Below are 20566 nucleotides of genomic sequence, written 5' to 3'. Positions count from 1 at the left end.
CAGGCGAGCGAGTTCGGATAGTGACGGGGGTGGGACTTACGACGCGCTTTTCAGGCAGACATCCCGTTACCTGTCTTGTTACGTCGTTCGGTCACGCGGCCAATACGATAAGGGCCGGGCTCCGCTGATGGAGCATGGCCGCCTGTCGCGTCCTGCGTACTCCCTCAGACGTCGTGTACCGTATCCAGATCGCCAAACCGGGTGAATTCGCCCTCGAAATACAGTGGGATGGTACCGGTTGGTCCGTGACGCTGTTTTTCCAGAATCAGTTCGGCCTTGTTATGCACGAGCGCCATCTTGCGCTGCCATTCCTCCATCGCGACCTGATATTTGTCCATGCTCTCATAAGCGCTGTCTTTGGGCATGCGCTGCTGGAGATAATATTCATCGCGATAAACGAACATCACGGCGTCGGCGTCCTGCTCGATCGAGCCTGATTCGCGCAGATCCGAAAGCATCGGGCGCTTGTCTTCTCGCGATTCTACCTGACGCGAAAGCTGCGACAGGGCGATGACCGGCACCGAGAGTTCCTTGGCGATGGCCTTGAGCCCCTGGGTGATCATCGAGATTTCGAGCACGCGGCTCTCGGGTTTGGTCCCGATGGCAGGGCGCATGAGCTGGAGGTAGTCAACCACCACAAGGCTGAGCCCCTTGGTGCGTGCCAGACGGCGGCACCGTGTCCGCATGGCGGAAAGCGAAATAGCCGGGGTATCGTCAATATGCAGGGGCAGTTCCGACAATTCGCGCGAGACACGCACGAAGCGATCGAACTCGCGCTGGCCGATATCGCCACGACGAATTTTTTCACCCGACACTTCGGACTGCTCGGAGAGGATACGTGTCGCCAGCTGTTCCGATGACATTTCGAGCGAGAAAATGGCGACAGCGCCCCGCGGCTTGATGCCCTTGTCTTCGGCCTCGCGCAGAAGCGCCTGTGCAGCCGAGAAGGCGATCTTGGTGGCCAGGGCGGTTTTGCCCATGGCCGGCCGCCCGGCCAGAATGAGCAGATCCGACGGATGCAGGCCGCCGGTTTTCTTGTCAAAATCGCGCAGCCCTGATGTCAGGCCACTCACATCGCCTGTGCGCTGAAAGGCCTGCTCGGCGACCTGCAATGCGCCGGTCAGGGCGCGCTCGAAGGTGACGAAACCGCCATCCTGCCCCTTGTCGGTGGCAAGCTTGAACAGTGTTTCTTCCGCCGCCGCGATCTGGTCGCCGCCCTCAAGGTCGGCACGCGCCCCATAGGCGTTGTTGACGACCGTCTCGCCAATATCAATCAGCTGGCGGCGTATCCAGGCGTCGTGAATGGCGCGCCCGTAATCACCGGCGTTCACGATACCGACCATCGCCATCAGCAATTGGCCCAGATATTGCGGTCCGCCTACCTCATCCAGCAGGCCCGAATGTTCGAATTCGGCGCGCATGGTGATCGGATCGGCCAGCATGCCGCGATCAATGCGTCGGGCGATGGCCTCGAAAATCCGCCCATGCAGAGGGTCGGCGAAATGGGCTGCCTCAAGGAAATCCGAGACGCGCTCATAGGCCTTGTTATTGGTCAGCAATGCACCCAGCAGGGCGCGCTCTGCCTCCGGATTGGCAGGAGGGGTGCGCCGAAGCAGCGCAGTCAGGCCGTCATCGGCCATAGCTCGTACAGGGGTATCGGTCATGGTCACAGCGCCCCTCTACCACGCCCGATGGCGATTCGATCAAGTTAAGAGGATGGGGTGTTGCCACCTAGGGGCAATAAGTCGATTCTCCCCTCCCTGCCCGGCTAATGGGGGGAGGCGGCCGTATGGGGTTCGTTCGAGGCCCTTGCCTGCCGGTATCTGTCTCTGGCCTTGCTGGCCGGGCACCGGGCCTTGGAGGTGCATCCCTCTGGCATCATCGTTTTGTGAGACCAAGCCATGACCCATCCCGCCCTTTTTGCCCATATCCCCGGAGAGGGGTTGTTGCAGGTGCAGGAACTCGGTCTGGCCTTTCTGCTCTCGGCGCTGATCGGGCTTGAGCGTGAGTATCGACAGAAGGCAGCGGGGTTTCGCACCTATACGCTGGTTGGGGTCTCCGCCGCGCTGTTCATGCTGATCTCCAAATACGGTTTCGATGACGTGCTCACCCCGGACCGTGTGGTAGTCGATCCGTCGCGTGTTGCGGCCCAGATCGTGTCGGGCCTCGGCTTTATCGGTGGCGGTGTCATTTTCATGCGGCGCGATACGGTGCGTGGCCTGACCACTGCCGCCTCTGTGTGGCTGACAGCGGCTATCGGCATGGCGTGCGGCGCGGGGATGACAATCGTCGCCGTGCTGACGACAATCGGTTATCTGCTGATCATGTTCCTGACGCCCGGCTGGCTTCTGCATTTCCCGCGTGCCCCGCGTCACGGGTTCAAGGTTAGTGTACGCGGTGCCGCTGATATCGATTTTGTCGATCCTGTCTGTGCTGCGCTCAGGAAACTTGGCTTCTCGCTGGGCCATATGGCGCAGGAACGTCATGACGAAAGCGATCGGCTGATCATGACGGTGCATGTACACGGCCTCAAAGCCCCGGATGATGTCGTGACAGCCTTGATGCACCTCCCTGGCGTGCAGGCGGTCTGGAGCGAAAAGCAGGATGAGGCTCCGGACTAGGCGTCTGTCATCTCGTATGGCTGCGGGGTTCGCCCCGTGCGCCCGATAGGCATCGCCTCGGAACAGTCCCGAAGCGATGAGATGTGCCCGAACAAGTCAGAAACGGCATACTCCGGCCCGAAAAAACGGGATTTACTCTGGACGGCAGATCAGGGGCATCCAAAGGGCGACTGCCCTTTGGCGGGTTTCAGGGCAGAGCCCTGAGAGAATTGTCTGCGGAAGCACTGCCTAGAAGCTGTGCAGATGGCAAAGCCCTTCCGGAGAGAGAATACGGGTCAGGGTTTCCTCGGGAACGAGCTGGCGCTCACGGACGATTTCGATCACGCCGCGTCCGGTGCGATGGGCTTCCAGCGCGATGGCAGTGGCGGTTTCGTAGCCGATAAAGGGATTGAGCACCGTAACCAGCCCGATCGAATGGGTGACCATCGCCCCAAGCTGGGCGGCATTGGCGGTGATGCCACGAATGCAGCGCGATTCGAGTGTCAGACAGGCAGCGTGCAGATGGGTGAGACTCTTGAACAGACTATGGGCAATGATAGGCTCGAAGGCATTGAGCTGTAGCTGTCCGGCTTCGGCGGCCATGGTGACGGTCAGGTCGTTGCCGATGACTTCAAAAGCCACCTGATTGACCACGTCCGGAATAACGGGATTGATCTTGCCCGGCATGATCGACGAGCCCGATTGCATGGGCGGCAGGTTGATCTCGTTCAGCCCGGCGCGAGGGCCGGAGGATAGCAGCCTCAGATCGTTGCAGATCTTGGAAATCTTGACTGCAAAACGCTTGAGAACGCCTGACATTTGAACAAAAGCGCCGCAATCCTGTGTCGCCTCGATCAGATCCGAGGCCGTCAGCAGATGCAGATTGGTGATCATGTTCAGATGGCCGCAGACGGTTCTGGCAAAGGCGGGATGGCCCGCAATGCCGGTGCCGATGGCCGTGCCGCCCAGATTGATCTCGCTGATCAGAAGAATGGCCTCCTGTAGGCGCTTCTGATCTTCGTCCAGCATGACGGCATAGGTGTGAAATTCCTGCCCGAGCGTCATGGGAACGGCATCCTGAAGCTGGGTGCGGCCCATTTTCAGAATGTCATGGAATTCCGTTGCCTTGGCCATGAAGGCCTTGCGGAGCACGGTCATGGCATCGGTCAGATGGTTCACGCCGTGAATGGCGGCAATACGCAGGGCCGTGGGATAAACATCATTGGTGCTCTGGCCCATATTGACGTGATCGATGGGGTGAAGCGCTGCGTAATCTCCTTTAGCCCGTCCCAGATGATCGAGGGCGCGATTGGCGATGACCTCGTTGGCATTCATGTTGGTCGAGGTGCCGGCCCCGCCCTGTATGACATCAACCACGAACTGGTCATGCAGCATGCCAGCGCGCACATCCTCGCAGGCAGCAACAATGGCGCGCGTGCAAGAGGCATCGAGCAGGCCAAGGTCATGATTGCTTTGGGCTGCCGCCTGCTTGATGGCGGCCAGGGCATTGATCAGCTCGGGATAGGCGCTGATCTGTCGTCCGGTGATGGGAAAGTTCTCGACAGCACGCAGCGTGTGGATACCGTAATACGCCTCTGCCGGCACCTCGCGTGTGCCGAGAAGGTCGTGTTCCGTTCTGGTGGCTGGCATGATCGTCTCCTCAGTCCTGTTACCAGAGGAAATGATCATGCCGTGCATGACAAGCCAGACGGGGGGCTCAGGGCATGTCCATTAGGGGCATGAGCCATGCGATCATTGCAGGGGATATTGCGCAGCCTTGCGGTGTGCGCCTTACATGCCTCTGGAAATGCAGAGCGTTGCACCGCAGAAGTGATGGCGTCAGGCTGTGAAGAACCGGCTCAGCCCCAGATCACGCAGCCCCTTGCGATAGGCGATCGAACTGCGATCGGCCATGACATGGGCCTCAAGTGTCGGGTCGAGGGGCAGACATTCGGGCTTTTGGGCCTCCACGAGCAGACGATCCTCCTCAAAGACGCGGCGATTGAAGTCATAGACGGCTTCGACGGGGATATCGGTATCGAAGTTGCGGCAGATCGGCGCGAACATGCGTGTCTTGCGGGCAGAGACGGGTGAGGCGGCATTCATGATCACCAGACGGCCATCTTCCGGAAAATGGATCTCCAGCGTTGCCGTGAAGGGCAGGGAGGTCCGGAAGTGTCGCAGCCACTCAAAACCCGCCGGGGCACGCCCTTCTACGCCAATGGGGTAATTGCCGACCGAGCTGCGATATTCGACCTCGAAACCCTCCTCTGTCCGCCGCGGCATATAGGGGGGAACGACCGGGTTTTCAGGGTCGGCAAAGGTGTCGGCATGCACGAAGGCAAAATGTGCGACATCCAGAAACCCCTCGACCTGCCGACCGGCAAACCCGGCGATGTCGATCGAGGGACAGGTGATCTGTTGATAGGCCGGGTCATGCCAGTGGGGCATGGTCGGCACGTCATGGGGCGTCTCGCCAGCGAGACACGTCCAGACCAGACCATAGCACTCGCGCATGGGGAAGGTTTTCAGGTGCAGCTTGCCCGGTATGGCAGAGCTGGGATGGGCAGGAACACGCACGCAGCGCCCTGACCCGCCAAAGCGAAAACCGTGATAGGCGCAGGCAATGGTCTCGCCATCACCCGTGCCGAGGCTGAGCGGCACACCGCGATGCGGGCAGATATCCTGTGCCACCACGATATCGTCACCCGCACGATAGATGACCAGCGTTTCATCCAGCAATGTGGCCGCCACAGGAGCGGTGCCGATGTCGCGGCTCAGCGCGACGGGATACCAGAAGCGCGAGAGAATGGCCCAGTCTGCTGCGTCAAAGCTGCACTGGCGCGGAAGCTGTATCGGGCGGTCGAGTGTTTCGGACATGAAAGCCCCCGCAGAAGGAGTGGATCGTCACAAAGACATGTCACGCCCACCCCGTTCGAGGATATATCCAAATTCCTTACAGGGCGTTTCAAAAAAGAGAGCACTCGATCATGCCGGTCTTCTCCCGTTTCTCGCGTTATTTTCTGGCCGTGGCGCAGCATGGGTCGATCCGGCGCGCGGCCGAGGCAACCGGTATTTCGGCCTCATCCATCGACCGGCAGATCCTGCAGGGTGAGGCCCGTCTGGGTGCTGCCTTGTTCGAGCGCCTGCCGTCAGGGCTTCGGCTGACGGCAGCAGGCGAGATGCTGCTCGTTCAGGTCAGACGCTGGGAGCGGGAATTCGAGGATTGCCGGACGCGCATGGAGGATCTCAAGGGGCTCAAGCGCGGCCATGTGACGCTGCTTATTCCGGAGGCAATGGCAAGGGGGCTGGTTCCACGTATTGTGGCCTCCATACGCGAGCAGCATCCAGGGGTGACGCTGGGCGTCCGTGTCATGACCAATCACGAGATTTCGCCGGCCCTGCTCGAAGGGCAGGGAGATCTGGCGCTGGTTTTCGATCCTGTAGTGTCGCATCGCCTTGAGGTGCGGGCCTCGGTTGCCTTTCCTGTCGGGTTTGTCACGACACCCGGCCATCCGCTGACCGAAGGGCAGACGGCGCGGTTCAGCCAGTGCAGCCTCTACCCTGTGATCGCACCACGACCGCCATTGGCGCTGGGACAGAAGATTGCCTGGCTGGCCGAGGAAACCGGACTGGCACTGAATCCGGTCTGCGACTCAGATGATATCGAGGCGATCAGGGCGCTGGTCCGTCATGGGGTCGGGGTCAGCCTGCTCAGCTATATCGATGTCCTGCCAGAGATCGAGGCCGGGACACTTGCCTTTGTGCCGCTCGAGCACAGCCGGATACGCCCTCTGACGCTCGGATTCTGCGTCGATCAGGCGCGATCCCTGCCTGTGGCAGCGCGGCTTGTGGCGCAGGCGCTCGAGCAGGGCCTACCGGAACTAGCCTATTCCGCTCCGGCTGTCTGAGCGGTCATGTCCTAGCCTTCGTGGTGATTGACCAGAGGCTGATGGCCGATACTGGCCGAGGAAATGGCCTGAACGGCATCGGCTGAATCGACGACAACCAGAGCATCGCCCGCGATCGGCGTAGGTGTGCGGTCCTTGGGCAGCAGGGCGCGAAAACGCGTGTCGTAGCTGGCGGCCTGCTCATATTGCGCATCCAGCAGACCATTCTTGTCCATGAATACGTTCATGGTGGCAGGGATGCGTATGCAGCCCTCGGACGCAGGATGACCGAGGCGCTGTTCCAGGAAGTCAGGGTCGGTCGCGTGGATTTCGAGCCGGATATCGCCTGTTTCATGGGTGGGCAGCCAGCCTTTGACGGCGTTGTGCCAGCCCATATCCCAGACGCGCATGCCTTTGGCACCGATGCCACGTATGCCGTTCTCGTTTTTCGTGCCCAGGGCACGGTAGCCGAGACGATCTGGCGAGTTGATGAATACGCCTGTGGGGGTGATGTAATAGAACTTGCGGCCTGCGCGACCGGTCGAGACAGGGGTTCCCCCCAGAGTCTCCCATTCTGCATTGCCCGGCATGGCCAGGACAAAGCACAGGCGCTGAACCTTGGGGTTGCGATCGACCACCATCAGGATCTGCGGGCGGTCGATGGGCGTATTCGTGCTGGCAATGGCGGCACGGGCGAGGCGGATGAAGCGCTGACGCTGCTCGGGGGTATAGGTCGTAAAGCGTGAGACCGATTTTTTCATGCTCAGCGTCAGACGACTGGCTTCGAGACGGGCATCATGCTCCGACAGAACGGGCAACGGCGGAATGACGATGGGCGGTGTCGTCGCATGATCCGGCACAGCGGAGACCGCTCCCGCCTGGGCGGGGAGTGGCGGCTGGGCCGCCGGGGCGGCCAGAGCCTCTGTCATGTTTTTCGTCTGGGCCTGGGCACAGCCCGAGAGAGCGCTGGCAGAGAGAATGCACCCCAGGAACAGGCCTGGCAGGGACAGTCTGGTCTGGGTCATGAAACCCGGCATCAAGGTCCTGTTTCTCGTCTGCATCTCAACTCCAAGGCTCTATAGCCGCAACGTGTGAGCGTGGGCTCAGTTTGCTCCGATCTTGCCGGGGGCACCTTCATTCAGATAGCGGCTGAACCATGCCAGCATACGTTTTTGTGCATCGCTCGCATGGTCGTGACCGTGCATCCCGTGTCCTTCACCGGGATAGATCACAAGGCTGGTTGGAATTCCGAGCGCGCGCAAGGCATGGTAGAACTCAAGGCTCTGCGCAGGTGGACATTCCACATCATTGGCTCCGACGTAAATAAAGGTTGGGGTCCTGACTTGCTTGATGAAAGTCATGGGCGAGGAGTGGGCGTAGATGGCCGGGTCATCATAGACCGTGGCCCCGAAAAAGGGCGGCATCCAGGCATCGATACCGTTCTGGCCATAATAGGACTGCCAGTTCGCGATGCCGCCACCCGCTGCCGCGGCCTTGAAGCGGTTCGTCTGTGTCACGATCCACATGGTCATATACCCGCCATAGGAATAGCCGGTCACGCCAAGGCGGTTTTCATCGATTGGGGCGGCTTTTTCCAATGCATCAATGCCGCGCTGGATGTCGCGCAGATCGCCGTGACCGAAATCGCGGCGGTTGGCCATGGTAAAGGCTTCGCCCTGGCCATAGCTGCCGCGGGGATTGGGCAGGAACAGATCGTAGCCAGCATCGAGCAACACGGCCGCATCGCCGGTGGGACGCAGGAAACGGGGCGTGACGGCCGATGAAGGGCCACCATGAATGATGGTGATCATCGGCACCTTGCTGTTGCGGGTCATGGCGGCGGGGCGTGACCGGGGGGCGAGATGCCAGCCCTGTACCTTGAATCCGTCACTCACCCAGCTGATGCTGGAGGCGGTGTAGGGCACGGACTGGCCATCATTGGCGTGGGTGAGCTGCTGCCAGGCGCCAAGGCGACCGGTCCAGATTTCAGGTGGGCTCGTGAAGCTCTGACGTATCACGACGCTCTGGTCGCCTGCGCAGGTCAGACGGGGTTCGCCACTTCCATCGGAAAGCAGGCCATCTGCGCTTGCCATGAGGGAAGGCTTGTCATCGATGGACCGCATCACGGTAATGGCGCCTGCAATGGTCGAGGCGATCAGGCGCCCCTGACACCAGCTCAGCCCGGTTACCGTAGCCTTGAGGGTGCGCGTCAGATTGACCGGCGCGGCCTTGGGTTGTGACAGGTCGATCTGCATGGCATCACCGCCAAAGAACCCGAAATCGCTCATCAGCCCTGCGACGAAGCTGACGCTCCGGCCATCGGGCGAGACGAGCGGCAGGCCGATCTGCTGCGAAAGCGGGTGGGTGTACAGCACCTGCTCTTTCGCATCGGCGAAGCGAGACAGATGTGCCGACCACCAATGGGCATCACCATTGCCCGGTGCTGTTGTGCCGATGAAGGCGGGGGTTCTGTCGGGCAGCCAGTCATATTCATAGACATACAAACCGTCGGGCGACTGCCAGTGAAGACCGTCCTTCTCGACGGTTGCGATACGCTGCTCGTCTTCCGTTGCGTCGATCTCACCCGTCTCAGGCGCGCCGGCCTGCAGGGCACCGGGGTCACGACGGGCATTGGCAATGGCGAGAACGGCAAGGCCCCCCTTGGGGCCGTAGCGCAGATCCTGAAGCGAGCCCGTGAATTTCAGCAGGCTGGTTACGGTCTTGCCATCGGCTGTAACGCTCAGGACTTCACGGTTCTGCGTGTTCTTATGGCGGATGATGAAAGCCAGACGGGTTCCATCGGGGCTCCAGCTGGGGCTGGAGGGCGCACAATCCTTGCAGGGCAGCGCAACGGTCGTGGCGTGACCATCGGGCAGGCTGCGGATCACAAGGCTGGCCGGTGCCGCCTCGGCAGTTCCCACGGCCTCCATGCTGTCGAGTGAGGCCAGAGAATGTCCATCGGGTGAAAGCGCTGGCGCAGTGTAGAAATGCAGCGGTGCCGCCTGCGCCTGTGCGCTTGCCAGGGTTACGCCGCCGAGGGCTGCGCTCCCCATCCCGAGAGAGAGCAGCGATGTGCCGAGCAGGCGGACCCGCGACAAGGAAAGGAGCGACATGATCGGCTTCAGCTTTCGGATGAGAGGGGGGTGGAAACAGGGCGCCCTGCCGGGCGGGACGGGAAAATGCGATGCCATGTTCTCGTGCCGAAGCGGCCGATGGCATCCATGTAAAGATAGACGACCGGGGTGGTGTAAAGCGTGAGCAGCTGGCTGATGAGCATGCCGCCCACAATCGCGATCCCCAGCGGGCGACGCATTTCCGACCCATAGCCGTGACCTGTCATCAGCGGCACCGCGCCCAGCGCGGCAGCAAGGGTGGTCATGAGAATGGGCCTGAAACGCGTAAGGCAGGCTTCATAGATGGCCTCGCGCGGGGTGTGCCCCAGTTCCTTCTCGGCATAGAGCGCGAAATCGATCATCAGGATCGCGTTCTTTTTCACAATGCCGGTCAGCAGGATCATGCCGATCATGGCGATGAGGCTGAACGACTCCCCTCCGACCCAGAGCCCCAGAATGGCCCCGATACCGGCCGAAGGCAGCGTGGAGAGAATGGTAAAGGGATGGATCAGGCTCTCATAGAGAATCCCGAGCACGATATACATGGCAAAGAGCGCGGCGACGAAGGCCAGAAGCTCATTGACCAGCATCTCCTTGGTTTCACCGGCAAGCCCCGAGAACTCGCCTGTCAGACCGGCAGGCGCACCCATATTCCTGAGTGTATCCTCGATCAGCTTGCGGGCATCCTCATAGGTCTTGCCATCGATCAGGTCGAAACTGATGGCGGTTGAGGTCATGCCATCCTGATGATCGATTTCCATTGGTGTCGGCTCCATGACCAGATCCGCCACGTTGATGAGCGGGATCATGGTCTCGACCGATGAGGCCACGGCCGAACCGTTGGAGTTGTTGCCGGTAATCTGGTTGGCAATGGCGTTGCGCAATGAGGCCTGGCTGAGCTGTGTTGCAGTCGAGGCTGTGCTGCTGCCCGATGTGCGCACACGGATCTGGTTGGAGCGCACGGCACCTGCTGGCGTACCGGAGGCGGTGGAGATCCACGTACTGCGAAGCTGCTCGGGTGATTCACGATAGGCGCGCGCCACCTCCATCACCACGGAATGGGTGGTGAGTTCGGTATGGATGCGAGATGCCACGGTCTGGCCATAGGCATCATAGAGCACATTGCCTACAAGCTGCGGTGTCACCAGATAACGCGCTTCGGTATCGCGACGTAGTTTGACATGGACCGATGCGCCGTGACCCTCGATATTGGTCGATACGGACGACATCATCTTTTCCTTGCGCAGTCGGGCCACAAGACGCGGCACCCAAAGCTTCAACTCGGCCACATCCTGATCGCGCAGCACATAGCGGAAGGCACCGCTGCGGTGCTGACCGCCGCCGCCATTGGGGTCGCCCGCCGAAAAGAATGAGGTGCGCAGGCCCGGCATGTCACCCAGCTTCTTGCGTATGCTCTCCACGATCTGCGTGTCGGTGCGCGTGCGGGTGCGCTTGTCGCTCAGCCGGGCGAAAAGCTGTCCGTCACTGCTGCTGTTGTTCCAGCTCGTGACTGACAGCACGTCGGGGTCATCCTTCATCACCGTACCGACATAATGGATGCGTTTGGTGATCTCGCTGAACGACATGGTGTCGTCACCGCTGACAGATCCGCCAATAAGGGCAATATCCTGAGCCGGCACACCTGTCTTGGGCATGAGCACGATGGAAGCGACCAGGGCGATGAAGCTGAGCGGCAGCGTGAGAAACGTCAGGACGTGATGGCGCAGGGCGACACGCAGAGTCTGACCGTAGAGGCTGATAATCCCCTCCAGTGCCCAGTCTATGGCCCGCAGCACCCGGTCTCGCAGTGTTTTTCCGGTGGGTTCTTCATGCTCCACATCCAGCCAGTAGGCGCACATCATGGGCGTGAGGGTGAGGGACAGGATGAGGGAGATGAGAAGCGCCGAGACGATGGTCATGGCGAACTCGAAAAAGATCGCGCCGACCTGACCGGGAATGAAAAGGAGCGGGATGAACACCGCAATGAGCGATGCCGTGATCGACAGGACCGTAAAGCCGATTTCAGATGAGCCACGCAGGCTGGCGCTCATCCGATCCATGCCCGCCTCCATATGGCGGGCAATGTTTTCCAGAACCACGATGGCGTCATCCACCACGAAACCGACCGCGATAGTGAGCGCCATGAGCGACATGATATCGAGAGTGAAGTGCTGCCATTTCATGACGGCAATCGTGCCTACAAGGGCAATCGGCACGGTCACGGCAGGGATGATGGTCGAGCGCAGGCGACGCAGAAAGACCAGGATCACCCCGATCACGAGAATGATGGACACGCCAAGTGTCAGCTGCGTGTCGTCCATCGAGGCGCGTATGCTCGATGAAAGGTCAATGGCCGTGTCCATCTCGACACCAGGCGGCAGGACCGAGCGCAGCATGGCCATGCGCTCTTTCACGGCATCGACAATCTTGACCGTATTGGCCTTAGGCTGGCCTCGCACAATGAGCGTGATGGCGCGCTTGTTGTTGAAATACCCGGCCTGATAGAGGTCCTGTACGCTGTCTGTGACCTCGGCGACGGAAGACAGCTTGATGGGGTTGAGGCTATTGCGATAGCCGATGATCAGGTCGCGATATTGCGCGGCGGTCTCGGCCTGATCGTTTGTCTCCAGCATGAGGCGCTGGCCCCCCGAATCAAGGAAGCCCTTTGGGGTATTCGCGTTGGCCGAAGCAAGAGCCTGTCTGACGTCCTCAAAGCCCACCCCCCATTTGTAGAGAGCGTAGGGATTGACGTCGACGCGCACGGCAGGGTCGGCGGAGCCCACGGCCTGGACATGTCCCACGCCCTTGATCTGCGCCAACAGCGGCTTGACCCGTATCTGGGCCAGATCAAACAGCTTGGGCAGGGTCATCACATCGGATGTCAGAGACAGCAGATAGACCGGTTGTGAGGTCGGATCTTCCTTGTAGGCATAAGGATCACGGTCAAGCGTGCCCTGCGGCAGGTCCGCGCGAGCCGCACGCAGGGCTGCCTGAACGTCGCGCAGGGCACCGTCGATATTGCGCGACTCCACAAAATCGATGCGGATATAGGCAAAACTGTTTTCGCTGTCGGACTCGATCTGCTTTACACCGGCAATCTGGCCGAGATAACGCTCAAGCGGGGTCGTGACAGAGCTGACCATCTGCTCCGGGCTGGCGCCGGGCTGCTCGATTTCGACGTTGATGGTAGAGGACCCAATATCAGGCAGACTCGCCACCGGCATGAGCGGGTAGCAGATGGCTCCGGCTGCGAGCAGCGACAGGGCGAGTAGAATCGTCGCCACGGGGCGCATGATGAAGAGACGACAGAAATTCATTTCGCCTCCATAGCAAAAAATCCCGGGGAATACTTCGTATCGGAGTGTTACCCGATTATCTTTTCGTCATTTTGTCACAATGACCTGTCCCGGATCGCTTTTTCCCGTCCGGTCGCTACCCGCCTGCGTTCACAATTCGGGGCTCAGGGTAGAGCGCCCTGTCGGTTGCTCTCGGGGGCAGGCTCGGTATTGGAAGCGGGCATATCCTTGCAGGCCGGGTTATTGATGCCCGGCATGGAGCCCGGTCGGCCTGTCGGCTGATGCAGATAATACAGCTCGGCCAGACGCACCGGCAGCATATCCATGAAGCGCGATCCAAGGACCAGCCAGGAAGGAAAGATGATCCGCCTTTTGCGTCTGGCAAGGCCATGCAGGATATGGGCGGTTGCCTTCTCGACGCGCATCAGGCCGGGCATGGGAAAGCGGTTTTGCGCGACCATCGGGGTCGCCACAAAGCTGCAGCACACGCTTGAGAGATAGATACCGGCACGGCGGCTATAGGCCCCGCTGGCAACAAGAAAACGGTCGAGCGCTGCTTTCGAGGCCGAATAGGAAGGGGTGCCGGGATAGGAGACCAGTCCGGCCACCGAGGCAATGGCACAGATCTGTCCACGCTGTTTGCGCAACCGCCCCGCCTTGCGCAAGGGCTGTTCGCGCATTCGCGCCATCATGGGCAGGACGGCATTGAGTGCGCCATCCATATTGACCGCCATCATGCGCCTGATCTGGTCGCCTGTCTCAAAAGCCGCGCCGTCCTGGTCCATTGTGCTCACGCCACCAGTAACCCCGGCGCAGACCAGAACCAGATCGACATCGTGTTCTGCACCCTGCGCGCACCATCGCGTCATCGCCTCGCGATCCGTTACGTCGAGACAGGTAATGTGGGCGGTCGCGCCTTTCTCCATGCAGCCCTGCCGGGTGGCTTGTAGCCCCGTCGCGTTGCAATCGGCGAGATAGAGAAGGCGATCGGGTGAGGAAAGGGCGAGGGCGAGGGCGCGGCCAATGCCCGAGGCCGCGCCGGTAATGAAGATCGTGCGATAATCCATGCGCCTCAGCCTATACGCTGTGTCGTGTCGCGCCAAATGAGGCGGCCATGTCAGCCAGATGGGCGTGATGGGTCAGGAACAGGATCTGGTTGCGCTGCGATTGCGCGGCAAGTGTTCTGAAACCGGCCTCGGCGCGGGCCTCATCGAAGGTGATGAACAGGTCATCGGCAATGAAAGGCAGGGTGATGCCGCGCGCCTGCGCCTGATCGAGGGCCGCAAGGCGCAGGCTCAGAAAGAGCTGGTCGCGTGTGCCTTCGCTCATGGCACCGGGGCGGATCAGTTTTTCATCTTCCAGCATCGCAGCCAGTTCAGGCGCCTTGCCATCCTCGGCAATGGTAAGCCTGCGATATCGCCCGCAGGTCAGCGCGGCAAATATGGACTCTGCCGATTTCAACAGGGGGTTGGTGTTCTCGTCGCGCTGAAGGCGCGCCACATGGCTCAGGATCATCGACTGGATACGCGCGCTGGCCCAGGCCTCGGCGGCATTGGCCATTTCGGTGCGGCAGGTCTCGATATCCAGGGCAGCATCACGGGCATTATGAGCCTGTTCGATCTGGCGCATGTCATTGGCGATTTCACCCTGACGTTTGAGGTTCTCCTCACGGCGGCGCTCGATAGCCTCATAGTCACTCGTGAGTTCAGACAGGCGAAGGCTTACGAGATCGGGCGGCAGGGTTCTGGCCTGTTCCTGAAGCTGATCGAGACTAGGGGCATCGCGCTCCAGAGCGATACGGCGCTCAAGGGCTGTTTTTTCATCCAGCGCTGCTTGCCGGGCTTTTTCATGCTCGATCCGCACGCGAAGCTTTTCGATCATGGCCGCATCCACGCTCGCTGTTGCGGGTTCGTGATCCGGCATCCTGCGCGCGAAAGCGAGGAAAGCCTGTCGCAGCACGTCGCAGGCGTACTGTGCCTCGTTCAGGGCCGTGAGGTTTCGTGCCAGATCGGTATCATGAGCAGCAGCCTTGTCACGATCCGTCCGGGCGGTGCGCAGCAGGGTGGCAAGACGGTCGAGGCAGGCTGCGCTATCGAGATGGCTGAGGGCCTCATGCCCCGGCAGGTTTTTTGCGAAGGCGGCAATGGCGCGGCCGAGCGCGTTATCCGCCTCTTTTTGGGCCTTCAGGGCCTGATGCAATCGGGCCGCTTCGCTTGCAGCACCGTGCAGGGCCGAAAGACGGTCGATGGCTTCTGCCGATTGCAGCGGGATCGATGCCGTTGTGCTGCTGTCGGTACCGGCCTGCAATGACCATTCCTCTTTTAGTGCGGCCTGTTCGTCGTGCAGGGATTGGGCTTTTCTGAGTTCGCTCTCCAGACTGCGCTGTTCCTGCTCGATATCGGCACGGATGCGGGCCAGACGATCGGCTTCCTGCTGCCATGTCTGGCGGCGCGCCTGTGCCCAGACCAGCGCATCGCTGACAAGGGTGAAGTTCGGCATGTCAGGCAGGACATTGCGCAGGATGTCGAGCGCAGTGCTGTGTTGGGCGGCACGTTCGGTCCGGCGCATGATCACCTGTTGCAGGGCGTCATGATTCCTGAGTGCCGTGGCGCGCAGGGCCAGCCAGCCGCGCAAACGTTCCGGCTCAAGCGATGGCAGGGCGCGATTTGCGCATGCCTCATGCCAGGATGCGGTCGTCTTTTCAGTTTCCGCCCCAAGGGCATCGCGCTGTGTGACGAGATGCGCACGATCGAGGGAAAGACGCTCGATTTCCTGTTCGATCTGGGTGAGCTTTGCCGATTCCTCGGCCTCGTCGAAGCGTTTGTCCGCCAGATGATCGGCATGGTCGCGTGCCTCGATGAAGGCGCTGCGTGCTGATCTGTCACGGGAATCATGGGCGAAAGCCTCGAACAGGGTGTCGCGCTGGGCTCTCGCTTCTTTCAGGGCGCCGATCGAGACGATCTGCCGCTGCTCCAGATGAGTTCTGGCCAGATTCTGTCGCGCCAGAGCATGAGCGATATTGTCGAGCGTTTCGCCCAGTGCAGTATCGCGGTTCTGGAAATCACGGAAAAGAAGGGTCTGGGCTTCCAGCAAGGGGGCATCAGGGACAGCCATGCCCTGCAGCGCGTCGATCGTGCCTTGCCAAGGGGCGAGGTCGCGCCATGATTGGGCGAGAGAGGTCTCTGCAGCCTGTTTTTCACGCTCAAGGCTGGCCAGTTCGGCATCGATGCCATCGCGTCTTTCAGCCTGCTGCAAGGCGATCTGCAGCGAGGAAAGGGGGCGTGTTTCCTCAGTGTCGGCACGCGATTTTGCCAGGGCGAGACGTTCCTCGGCGGCGAGACGCGCCGTACGGGCTTCGGCCTCTCGCTGGATCAGCATGTCGTGACGCAGGGCGAGGGGGCGCAGCCTTGCGAGGGATTCAGGTGTGGGAAGGGCCGAGAGAATTTCCTCGTATTCTCCGCGCAGCCCTTCGCGACGCAGTGAGAAATCGAGATCGGCCAGTGTCTGCTCCTGCTCGGGCCAGCGACGTCTGGCCGGGGCAAGGTCGCGCTCCTGCCTTTCCAGCGCGTCGATTGTCGCTTCATGGGACAGAAGGGCGTGATCGGGGGTGCAGGCCGCCCGCATGGAAATGAGGCTTTCGCGCAGCTCCGCCAGCCGGTCGGCTTTTTGCTGCGCAGCGACAAGACGCCCCAGCTGTTCGTCGAACAGGGTGTGATCGTCTGGCGAGAAAACCGGGGGTGGTTCAGCTTCCAGCAGGGCTGTCAGGGCAGCATGTCGTTCAAGGTCGCCCCGCAGCCGGGTCAGGCGCTCGAGCCCGCTGCGCTCGGTCAGAGTCTCGCGCAGCAGGGCCTGGATCTGGCCAAGTGACGCCGTCACCTCATCTGATTCGCGATTGAGCGCAGTCCAGCGCTGGCTGTCCTTTTCTGCGGCAGTCAGGCGTGTGCGGGCATCGGTCAGGCGCGTACGCAGGGCATTGAGCCGCGTGCCGCGTCCGTTCTTCTTCCACAGAGCACCGGATGCAGCGTCAAGCTCGTCGAGTACAGACTGAACGTTCTCAAGCCCGAACCCCGCAGCCAGAAGCTGCTGGCCCAGATCATCCTCAAAACGTGCCATGGCATCGCCACCAAGGCGCAGGCGCTGATGATCGAGGCTCCACTGGCGCTCGAACGCTGCACGATCCACACCGCCGAGACAACGGATAAGCCCGTTTTCATCGAGCGGTGTCGTGCCATCGGGGGCTAGAAGGGTCTGCTTGGTGCCGCGCTTGCGGATCGCGCCGAAAGAGTGCCCGTCATGCTCTATCACACCGCCGATGCGCAGCTGGGCGGCATCAAAACGCCAGTCCTGCGCCTTGTTGTGCGGAAAGCCGAAAAGCAGATCGCCTATCGCCTGAAGCGTCGTGGATTTTCCTGCCTCATTCGCCCCGTGCAGCACGTGCAGATCGGTTTGAGACGTCGTGAAATCGTAGTGGCGGTCGGCAAAGCGGCCATAGCGGATCAGATCGAGCTGCGCGATTCTCATGGCGTCTCTCCCTGCGTGCCGTCACGCAAGCTGGAGAGGCCTTTGGGATCGTATCCCGCATCATGGGAGGCCTCGTTCCCCGAATGGCCGGAGAGCTTCTCACAAAGCGCATTTTCGAGCCCCGGCAGAAGCGCGGCCCAGTCGCGCCGCTCGATATGATCGAGCAGGGAATTGGGCGCGATCTCACCGAGATTCAGCGTCCTGAGGCACAGATCAAGATCACGGCCGATATCGTCCAGAAGCGCAGCATCCTGCGTGGCACGATGGATCAGGGCGGAAAGGGCGCTGTCATCCGGCAGGACGCCATCGGGGGCTCCTGAACCCGGTGCGGTAAGCGGCGCTGTGTCGAGAATGAGTTTTTCCAGCTCGATTTCGCCGCCACTCATGGCTGCAAGATGCTGGATTGTCTCGCGTAGCGACGCCCCCTGACGCCTGAGCGTGTCATGCAGGGCGGTCTGGCCACACAGGACGAGACGCAGTACGCAAAGATGATCGGGATGAGCGCGCGCGATATCCTGAAACAGGGCCCCGAGATGCTGATGCAGATCGGGCTCATGAGTGAGATTGGCGCAGTCGAAACGCGTTTCGACCCAGCGCACCACATCGCAGGAGAGCGGATCGATCGAGGTCACACGATGGTCCTCGACCGTGACGAGCACGACGCCTTTCTCGCCTGTTTCGCGTATGTGACGCCCTTGAAGTACGCCGGGATAGACGATCGGCGTGCCGTCATCGAGAATCATGCGCTCGTGGACGTGGCCCAGCGCCCAGTAATCATAGGCTTTGGCACGCAGACCGTCTGGTGTGCAGGGGGCATAGGTCTCGTGCTCGCCATGACCTGAAAGTGACGTGTGCAGAACCCCGATATTGAAATATCCCTCCACCGGTGGGGGATAGGCAGGGGTCATATCATGCGGGACATGGCGATCGGCAAAGCTCTGGCCATGCAGGGCGACGCCAAGGGAATCGATGCGAAAACTGCCCGGTTTGCGCGAGGGAAAACGGTCGATCCCCTGTTGCAGTGGCAGGTCGCGCGTCAGGATCGAGGCGGCATCATGATTGCCCTGAAGCAGAAAGACGCGGATGCCATGCCGGATGAGCCGACCGAGAGCCTGGGCCATGTAGCGCCCTGTGCTGATCGTTTTCCAGTTGCCGTCATACAGGTCCCCTGCGATGACGACGAAAGCCACGTCATGGGAAATGGCAAGCGTCACCATATTGTCGAGTGCTCGTCGCGAGGCATCGCGTATGCGCTCCATGGACAAACCGTCATGACGTTCAAGCCCGCGAAGTGGGCTATCGAGATGAAGATCGGCGGCGTGCAGAAAGCGGAACGTGCTCATGACGGCACTGTAGCGCATTCATGTGTGTTGCGCGCCGTTGGAAAGAAGGAAGCGCTGCATGCTTCACGATGGCACACCCGGATCTCGCCTCAGTCATGATACCTGCCGATAATATCCTGCTTCTTCTCCTGTTCGCCGCGACGAGCAGTCTGCTGGCCAAAGCGCTGAGAAACTGTATTCCCCCGCCGCTCATCCAGATCACTCTGGGTGTGACGGCGGCCCTTCTGGGCGTCAGGATCGGCCTGCGCCCTGACCTTTTCATGCTGGTCTTTCTGCCGCCACTGCTTTTTGCCGATGCGTTTCGCATGCCGTTGCGCGAATTTCATGAATTGCGCGGTACGATCTTCTTTCTGGCCTTCGGGCTGGTCGTGTTCAGCACCATCTGCTGTGGCTACGCCATTCACTGGCTGATCCCGACGCTCGATCTGCCTTGTTGCTTTGCGCTCGCCGCTGCACTCTCACCTACCGATACAGTGGCCGTTTCGAGTCTTCTGGCGGGAAAGCATGTGCCCGAGCGCATGATTCATGTGCTTTCGGGTGAAGCGCTGTTCAACGATGCTTCCGGTCTGGTCTGTTTCCGCTTCGCCACGGCGGCCGCCATGACGGGGGAATTTTCCTATCGTCAGGCCTTCGATTCATTTTTGCTCGTGGCGTTTGGCGGCCTCGCGATCGGGGCGGTCATTGCCTATGTCTCGGCGCGTCTCAACCGTATTCTGCTACGACGCGGCTTTGATGACCCGCCCTTGCAGATCACGCTCATGATCCTGCTGCCCTTTGTGACCTATATCGTGGCCGAGCGGGTGCATTGCTCTGGTATTCTGGCTTCTGTTGCGGCGTGCATGGTCATCAAGATGATGGGCATGATCGAGGAGACCAATACTGCCACGCGGCTTCAGGCCACCACGGTCTGGGGTATGGTCAACTACATTTTCAATGCGCTCATCTTCCTGCTGCTCGGGCTGCAATTGCCGGCGCTCATGCGGGGTGGGGTGCAGATCGCGCATGAGCGGCAGGTTTCGATCCTGCAGTTGCTGGCCCTGATCGGTGCGATCTATCTGATCATGACCGTGCTGCGTTTCATCGGTATCTGGTGCTCTATCCTGCGCCGCTGGCTTGTGGCCCGATGGAGCCATACGCCGTTTGTCTGGCCCGATTTTCTGAGTTCCGTTCTGCTCACCTTTGCAGGGGTACGCGGAGCCGTGACACTGGCGGCCGTATTGTCATTGCCTGCGCTCGGGAGTGACATGGGGGCGTTTCCCTCACGCGACCTGCTGATTACCATTGCGGCAGGGGTCATCGTGATTTCGCTTGCCGGTGCCGGACTGCTCATGCCGCTTTGCATCCTGTTTCTGCCCAAGCGCGGCATGGAGCGCCATGCTGCAGAGGAGAACATGGCCCGTCAGGCTCTGCTCCATACGGCCGTCACCCTGCTGCATGATGAAAGAACACGTTGCGCACAGGACGGTCAGGCGGAGCCAGCTGATAACGCGCTCAGGATTGATGTGCTGGACCGGCTGGAGCAGACCTATCAGAACCGCCTGAGCCAGATCGATGAGGCACCACAGACATCCCTCATGAGCCGCAGCCTGTCATTGCGCCGGGAGAGGCTGGAGCTGGCGACCCGCCTGCTGCTGCTGCGGGCCCAGCGCCAGACCCTGCACCGGCTGTTTGTGGAGCGGGGAATCAACGACCAGACGGAATGGGATCTGCAGCAGGAGCTCGATTTCGAGGAACAGCTTCTGCGCTCGCGCGTGCAGCGCCTGCCGAAAGACATCTGATATCCGGCGCGGTGCCAGGGTAAGC

Annotated in this window: 12 protein-coding genes; 3 read left to right on the top strand and 9 right to left on the bottom strand. The window is 60.9% G+C overall.

The window, feature by feature from the left end; translation table 11 throughout:
• Positions 1–164: 164 nt before the first annotated feature.
• Positions 165–1664, bottom strand: coding sequence for a replicative DNA helicase (locus tag ACWNRM_RS11970; RefSeq protein WP_031241669.1), 1500 nt, complete (start codon positions 1662–1664; stop codon positions 165–167).
• A gap of 237 nt (positions 1665–1901) precedes the next feature.
• On the opposite strand from ACWNRM_RS11970, the gene ACWNRM_RS11965 reads away from it, so the two are divergent.
• A complete protein-coding gene (locus tag ACWNRM_RS11965; RefSeq protein WP_485170986.1) occupies positions 1902–2621 on the top strand; it encodes an MgtC/SapB family protein in 720 nt (239 codons plus the stop codon).
• Positions 2622–2849: 228 nt separating this feature from the next.
• On the opposite strand, the gene ACWNRM_RS11960 is transcribed toward ACWNRM_RS11965, so the two are convergent.
• On the bottom strand, positions 2850–4250 hold the full coding sequence (locus ACWNRM_RS11960) for an aspartate ammonia-lyase (protein WP_485170985.1): 1401 nt from the start codon (positions 4248–4250) through the stop codon (positions 2850–2852).
• A 189-nt stretch (positions 4251–4439) separates the two neighbouring features.
• Positions 4440–5480, bottom strand: coding sequence for a Rieske 2Fe-2S domain-containing protein (locus tag ACWNRM_RS11955; RefSeq protein ID WP_485170984.1), 1041 nt, complete (start codon positions 5478–5480; stop codon positions 4440–4442).
• A gap of 110 nt (positions 5481–5590) precedes the next feature.
• Between ACWNRM_RS11955 and ACWNRM_RS11950 the strand changes: the two genes are divergently transcribed.
• The gene (locus ACWNRM_RS11950) at positions 5591–6511 is read left to right on the top strand and encodes a LysR family transcriptional regulator (RefSeq protein ID WP_485170983.1); all 921 of its coding nucleotides are present in this window, start codon (positions 5591–5593) and stop codon (positions 6509–6511) included.
• Positions 6512–6522: 11 nt separating this feature from the next.
• Here the strand turns inward: ACWNRM_RS11950 and ACWNRM_RS11945 are convergent, their stop codons facing one another.
• From ACWNRM_RS11945 to ACWNRM_RS11920, 6 genes are all read right to left on the bottom strand, one after another.
• Positions 6523–7515 (bottom strand): L,D-transpeptidase, encoded by a 993-nt coding sequence (locus tag ACWNRM_RS11945; RefSeq protein ID WP_485170982.1) that lies wholly within the window; start codon positions 7513–7515, stop codon positions 6523–6525.
• Between the two features lie 78 nt (positions 7516–7593).
• Positions 7594–9603, bottom strand: a complete 2010-nt coding sequence (locus tag ACWNRM_RS11940; protein ID WP_485170981.1) for a S9 family peptidase — start codon at positions 9601–9603, stop codon at positions 7594–7596.
• 8 nt (positions 9604–9611) lie between these two features.
• Entirely contained in the window at positions 9612–12920 is a 3309-nt protein-coding gene (locus ACWNRM_RS11935) for an efflux RND transporter permease subunit (protein ID WP_485170980.1), read from the bottom strand.
• A 143-nt stretch (positions 12921–13063) separates the two neighbouring features.
• Positions 13064–13966: an SDR family NAD(P)-dependent oxidoreductase gene (locus ACWNRM_RS11930; protein WP_485170979.1), complete on the bottom strand. Its 903-nt coding sequence runs from the start codon at positions 13964–13966 to the stop codon at positions 13064–13066.
• A 10-nt stretch (positions 13967–13976) separates the two neighbouring features.
• Positions 13977–17420 (bottom strand): AAA family ATPase, encoded by a 3444-nt coding sequence (locus ACWNRM_RS11925; protein WP_485170978.1) that lies wholly within the window; start codon positions 17418–17420, stop codon positions 13977–13979.
• Positions 17417–18781 (bottom strand): metallophosphoesterase family protein, encoded by a 1365-nt coding sequence (locus tag ACWNRM_RS11920; protein WP_485172217.1) that lies wholly within the window; start codon positions 18779–18781, stop codon positions 17417–17419. Before ACWNRM_RS11920 ends, ACWNRM_RS11925 begins: the two co-directional genes overlap by 4 nt.
• Before the next feature lie 77 nt (positions 18782–18858).
• On the opposite strand from ACWNRM_RS11920, the gene ACWNRM_RS11915 reads away from it, so the two are divergent.
• Positions 18859–20541, top strand: a complete 1683-nt coding sequence (locus ACWNRM_RS11915) for a Na+/H+ antiporter (protein WP_485172216.1) — start codon at positions 18859–18861, stop codon at positions 20539–20541.
• The last annotated feature ends 25 nt before the right edge of the window (positions 20542–20566 follow it).

Source organism: Asaia sp. A2 (assembly GCF_057319415.1).
This window is presented reverse-complemented; position numbering and strand designations above follow the sequence as displayed.